Here is a 5926-nt window from a genome sequence, read left to right as displayed (position 1 = left end):
CCAAAATAGGCCTCTAAAATTTTTGGAGTTGTCCCCTAAAAACTTTGGTTACCCTTTTTTTAATATTCTTCAATTTTATATTCAAATTTTGTTTCTTCCATTAATTTTAAAAATGGAAGTGGATCAAAGGCCTCTAAAGAATATACTCCATTTTTTCGATAAATGCCTTTGGCATAGAGTTCAATAGCTAAAGCAGCGCCAAAGCCTGTTTGTGCTACAACTGCTTGTAAACCAAATCGTTTCATCGCTTGTTCATTGGAATAGTATTGATACATCATAAGTTGTTTTTCTTTTCCATCTTTAATTCCCTTTGCTAATACACCCACACACATACTGCCTGTCATTTCGTTTTTAATGTCTTTTGGCTGGTAAGCACAAGCAGCAATAACATCTCTTGGAACTACTTGTATGTCTCCAATTTGTATGGGTTCAATTCGATTTAAATGGAGTTGATCTAATACTTGCAATGCATTCATCAATGACTCATCTAAGGCAATTTTAAATGTACATTTCTTTAAACCATACTTCGATAAATAACGAGCCATCGTCACTACTTCTTCGTGTTCTACTTTGACCAATGTATTGTATCCGACTTCTGGCATTAAAAATGTTTCCTTTCCAGCAAATGGTTTTTCTACAATAAATCCGCCTTTATCTTTGTCATATTCTACATTGGGATTCATCACTTCATCTAAAACCGTCCAGACATTAAATCCAAAAACAATTTCATCTTCATGACCATTAACTTCTAAGTTTCCTCCATCTTTAACATGCAGCTCATCTATTTGATCAAATTCATATTCACATAAATATTTCGCAAAAACATTGACCACACCTGGATCAATTCCCAGACAAATTAAAGCACAGTTTCCTTGTTTTTTCCAGGCATCATGCCGATCAAAATTATATTTTGTCATGGGTTGTTCATAACTGTTTTCTATGCCCAATCCATAATTGGGATTCTTTTTTGGAACTGACCATGTTCCCATATTGGCATAGTCACAATGACTTTCAAAAGCTGCATCAAAAATGGTATTTGCACAAAATGGACTGGATGCATCCATCACAAAATCAATTTGTTTGTCTTTGATTAGTTGTTTGATTTCTTCTTTATGTGTGGCATTCACTTTGGCATATTCAAATCGATTATCATTTAGTGTTTCTTTAACTTCTTTAGCTCTTTTTTCATTTAAATCACACAACAAACAATACATAAACCATTCTTTTTCTGGATCTCTTTCCTTGAGCATTTCTACGATGCATTGTCCCACTGCACCAGCTCCTACTAACATCATTCTCATTTTGTATCCTCCTGGCATCCAAATAAAAAAGAGAAGAAGATATATAAAAACAATACATCTTACTTCTCTGTTCCTTTGCCAGTTGGTTATTTCCACGTAGGCGCCTCATTTAAGAGATCTCTCCAAAGAGTTGTCAGTCAATCTTCCTTTTGCCTGCTGGTTTCCGAATTTTTGTGGATGTCAACAAAAATAGTTTGCCGCTTCGGCCTCTAATTCAATAGATGTCTGAAATCAACTTCATCCAATTCACTTTTCATTGAAATTTAATCAAAAATCATTTGAAATTTCAAGTTCAAAATCAACTTTTCCTGTTTCAATGTCATATAAAGCTGAAATCACTTGTAAACCTTCATCGTGTTCGTACTTTTGGATTCCTAAACTTTCTTCAATGATTTCTTTACTATGCAATACATTTTTAATGCAGGCTTTTCTTTCGTTGGTTTCCTTTCCAATGGCTTTTTTGATTTCATCAGTAATAAATTTGATATAGCCATCTGGATTGCTGTTCATAGCAGCATCCACTGCTCCACAATGCGTATGCCCTAAAATCACAATCAAATGACATCCCAAATGACCTGCTGCATATTCAATACTGCCTAGTTGATGATCATCCATAACATTACCTGCTACGCGAATCACAAATAAATCACCAATTCCAGCTTGAAAAATACTTTCAGGAATGACTCTGGAATCAGAGCAAGTAATAATTATGGCATAAGGTCGTTGTCCTTTAATATAGGTTTGAATTCGTTTTTCTTTGGATGTGTCCCCAATAGAAAATTGAGAATCCACATATAATTGGTTTCCTTGTTTAAGTTTTTCAAGTGCCTGTGTAGCATTGATATTTGAAAAAGTTTGCATAAAATTCCTTTCTATGTTTTATAATAAAACTATGAATATTTTAGTTAATTCTGTTTTAAAACGAAATCATCAAATCATTGAACAAGATTCACATGGCTTTCTTCTACAAGATAATTTGAGTTCCATTTATTTTTGTATTCATAAAGACGAAAAAGTCATTCAATCCTGGATACACAAACATAAAGACATTGATTTACTTGTTCTGGAAAATAATATTCATTTACATGGTTTTACTTGTTTTATGTCTTGTTTTGAATTTGTATATACTCAAAAAGAATCCTTGATTTATTCGAGACAATTACAGATTCGACAAGCGAATCCCAATGATCTTTCTTTTATTTTAGCGCACTATGACATATTAGATGAAACAGAAATTTTAGAAATTATTTCCATGCATCAATTATTTATTGGATTGTATCATCAAATTCCTATTGGATGTATTGGACAACATATAGAAGGTAGTATGGGATTATTGTTTGTGATTGAAGAATTTCGTGGACATGGATTTGGAAAAGAATTAGAAATGTTTTTAATCAATCATTTACTTTCAAATAACCAGATTCCTTTTGGTCAAGTAGAAGTAAATAATATTGCTTCTATTTCTTTACAACAGAAATTAGGATTAATATCTTCTAAGTCAAAACAATATTGGTATGAAAGAGGAGTCGATTGACTCCTCTTTATGCGATTTCTTTATTAAAATGGCCTCGAGTATCTTTGTTTTGATCAAAAACAGTGGACATATTTGTATGATTAAGTTTATCTTTTGCGATATTTACAATTTGTAATATTTCTTCTTTGGACTCCGTTGTAAAATTTAAACGAAAAGCTTGTACATGTGAAATAGAAGGCATTTCATCTAATAAATTTAAGATTTTTCCATTTAATATTGTCGTTGTACAATCTTCATGTGAAAGAATAGGGAAAGTACCGTGTTCGTCTTTTAATTCATATGATTTCAAATGACAAGTTCCACATTGATTCATTTTCTTTAATGGACAATAGTTTGTGAACATTAAAGGCGCTCTTCCATAAACAATCATTTCTAAACTTGGATAGCCATCATTTTGTTTATTGTACGCTTCGATCAATTCTTTTAATTGTTTTTCATTAATTTCATAAGACAAAGTAACTCTTTTTGCGCCTAAAGCATGTAGTTGATAGACACTTTGAGCATTGACAACATTTAAAGAATAATCACTCACAAATTCATTTGTATCTCGATAATAATGAATACCACCGTATCCACCAATCAATAGTGTTCCTTGTCTAGGTTGAAAATGATTTTGATTTCTTCTTATGATATTATCAAAATAAATCGTTTCAATACCGGCTTGTACACAAGCATCGTATTGTTCCTGATTTAGTACACTGGCACATAAAATGGGTTGATTTTGTTCAAATGAAATTTTTTTCTTTTGTTCTGGTTTTACAACTCGTCTTGGTTTTTCATTGATTTTATTTGTGTACAATCCTTGAACAATTTCTCGACGAGCCTGATTTAATTCTTTGACAGGGATAAAAATGTCATAGCTTTCAAATTCAACATTGTGTAAAGTAAAAACAGTATCTTTTAAACGAGAAAATTGTTTAATAATTTGTTCCTTGGTTGTGGGATTGTTTTTAGCACATTCTAGAATGATTTCACTTTCATATGTATAATTTACGCCCAGTCCTTTGGCTTCAATAATCAATGGACACTGTGGATAGGCATAAACTTGAATATCTAAATCAAAGCGCTGATATTCCCCTTCTAATTGTTTTTCAAGTTCTTTATAATACAAAATATCTTTGGTTTTATATACAACATCCCCAATGGAAAGCTTTTCTTTCAATTTAATATAAGCTTTTTTTGTAGCCTGATTGATGAGTTTATCTTTTTCATCATAGAGTTTTGTAACACATAAATTGATATCTTCGTTGTTGTGATCAATTCGAATCATGTCATTTTGATTCAAAGTTTTAGAAAGCAAAATTTCATATTTTCCTTTATTTATGTTTGAAATCTTTCCAATTTCATAGCCATAATTATTAGGTCGAACAATATTTGTGATGTTTTTCTTGTCTTCTTTAAACATATATCCCTTGGTATATGTCCGATTAAAAGTTTTTAATAAATCTTCTTTATCTTGTGGTTTTAGATTTCCATCTAAAGCTTTTCGATATTTAGAAACAACATTGGCTACATAAACAGGCTCTTTCATGCGTCCTTCAATTTTTAGTGAATCAATTTCTTTTAAGTCTTCTATATAATCAATGGTATTTAAGTCTTTCATTGAAAGAATATAATTTTTTCCCAGTGAAATTTGATTTGTCGTATCTATTATTTCATAAAGTTTTCGACAAGAACCCACACAGCGTCCTCGATTTCCGCTTCGATAGCCAATGAGTCCAGACATTAAACAGTTTCCTGAATACGATACACATAAGGCGCCATGAACAAAGACTTCAATGGGAATGTCTGCTTTTTTTCGAATGTCTTTTACAGTTTGAATATCAACTTCTCTTGATAAAACAACGCGTTTAGCGCCTAATTCCTTCCATAATAAAGTGCCTTCTAAATCATCAATTCCCATTTGTGTGGAACAATGAGCTTCCATATCTGGATATTTTGATACAATGGCATCAAAAACTGCCATATCTTGTACAATGATGCCATCTACACCAGCTTCATTTAATATTTGAAGTTGTTTTTCCATGTCTTCGATTTCGTCTTCAAAAACAATTGTATTCATAGTGACATATATTTTAACGTTTCGTATGTGGGCATAGTTAACGGCTTCTTTTAAGGATTCATAGTCAAAATTAGATGAATAGGCTCTAGCTCCAAAGCGTTGCATTCCCAAATAAATGGCGTTACATCCATTTGCGATAGCTGCTTTTAAAGCTTCCATATTTCCAGCTGGTGCTAATAGTTCCGTCATAGACTTCCTCCTTTTTTACCATAAGTAGTATAACAGACTTCCTGTAAAAAAAGAATTTATTATGGATTGACAAATTGTTTTTTCTTTTTTAAAATGCAAGTAAACACTTGCACAAGGAGAAAAAATGTTAGATAAAACACAATTAAAAATTATTCAGGCAACAATGGATCTTGTGATGGAAAGAGGCTATAGTTCTACCACAACAAAAGATATTGCCAGTAGAGCCAATATAAATGAGTGTACCATTTTTCGTAAATTCAAAAACAAAAAAGAAATAATTTTATTGGCTATGGAATTAGAAGATTGGAATCCGAAGTTATCAAAGGATTTATTTATTGGTAGTGGAAATATAGAAAAGGATTTAATGTCTTTTGCTTCTATTTATTCTCAAAAAGTCACAGATAAAATGGTTAAAGTTTCCATTGGTTTGCGTACACCGGAATTATATGAAGAAACCAGAGAAGGTATTTTACAAGTGCCTATGACATTTAAAGAAGTCCTAATTGAATATTTTCAAAAAATGAAAGATCAATTGAATACAAATGATTTTGAAAGTCTGGCTATGATGTTTCTTTCTATGAATTTTGGGTTTGTGTTTTTAAAGGCTTCTTTTCAAAATCAATTAACTCATTTAGAAATAGAAGACTATATTCAAAAGAGTGTACAAGTTTTTGTTCAAGGTATTTTGAAATGACACGAAAGTGTCTTTCTTTTTTACAACTAAATGCAAGTGTTTGCTTGCATAGAAAGGAGATTATATGGTTTATTTTATTGTTATGATTCATCCTCAACTTTGAAAATTTTGTATAACTAAAAAATAAAGAGCATCAGTAGGTGAAT

General features: G+C 31.4%; 5 protein-coding genes. 2 read left to right on the top strand and 3 right to left on the bottom strand.

What is annotated here, in order from left to right:
• Positions 1-59 precede the first annotated feature (59 nt).
• Both ACI32A_RS08295 and ACI32A_RS08290 read right to left on the bottom strand, forming a co-directional pair.
• Entirely contained in the window at positions 60-1301 is a 1242-nt protein-coding gene (locus ACI32A_RS08295; protein WP_439754582.1) for a saccharopine dehydrogenase family protein, read from the bottom strand.
• Between the two features lie 267 nt (positions 1302-1568).
• Positions 1569-2162 (bottom strand): carbonic anhydrase, encoded by a 594-nt coding sequence (locus ACI32A_RS08290; RefSeq protein ID WP_439754581.1) that lies wholly within the window; start codon positions 2160-2162, stop codon positions 1569-1571.
• A gap of 31 nt (positions 2163-2193) precedes the next feature.
• Here ACI32A_RS08290 and ACI32A_RS08285 point away from each other — a divergent pair, with 31 nt between their 5' ends.
• Complete coding sequence (locus tag ACI32A_RS08285; RefSeq protein ID WP_439754580.1) at positions 2194-2835, top strand: GNAT family N-acetyltransferase; 642 nt, start codon at positions 2194-2196, stop codon at positions 2833-2835.
• A gap of 7 nt (positions 2836-2842) precedes the next feature.
• Here ACI32A_RS08285 and ACI32A_RS08280 read toward each other — a convergent pair whose 3' ends face one another.
• A complete protein-coding gene (locus ACI32A_RS08280) occupies positions 2843-5086 on the bottom strand; it encodes a DUF3656 domain-containing U32 family peptidase (RefSeq protein ID WP_439754579.1) in 2244 nt (747 codons plus the stop codon).
• Between the two features lie 124 nt (positions 5087-5210).
• Between ACI32A_RS08280 and ACI32A_RS08275 the strand changes: the two genes are divergently transcribed.
• Entirely contained in the window at positions 5211-5780 is a 570-nt protein-coding gene (locus ACI32A_RS08275; protein WP_439754578.1) for a TetR/AcrR family transcriptional regulator, read from the top strand.
• The last annotated feature ends 146 nt before the right edge of the window (positions 5781-5926 follow it).

This window comes from Floccifex sp. (assembly GCF_051873555.1).
In the GTDB taxonomy this organism is placed as follows: domain Bacteria; phylum Bacillota_I; class Bacilli_A; order Erysipelotrichales; family Erysipelotrichaceae; genus Floccifex.
The sequence above is the reverse complement of the archived record's forward strand: the minus strand, read 5'-3'. Positions and strand labels throughout refer to the sequence as shown.

Coding starts and splice junctions, on each gene's coding strand:
- ACI32A_RS08280 (WP_439754579.1), bottom strand. CDS start 5,086: ATGACGGAACTATTAGCACCAGCTGGAAATATGGAAGCTTTAAAAGCA.
- ACI32A_RS08275 (WP_439754578.1), top strand. CDS start 5,211: ATGTTAGATAAAACACAATTAAAAATTATTCAGGCAACAATGGATCTT.
- ACI32A_RS08285 (WP_439754580.1), top strand. CDS start 2,194: ATGAATATTTTAGTTAATTCTGTTTTAAAACGAAATCATCAAATCATT.
- ACI32A_RS08290 (WP_439754581.1), bottom strand. CDS start 2,162: ATGCAAACTTTTTCAAATATCAATGCTACACAGGCACTTGAAAAACTT.
- ACI32A_RS08295 (WP_439754582.1), bottom strand. CDS start 1,301: ATGAGAATGATGTTAGTAGGAGCTGGTGCAGTGGGACAATGCATCGTA.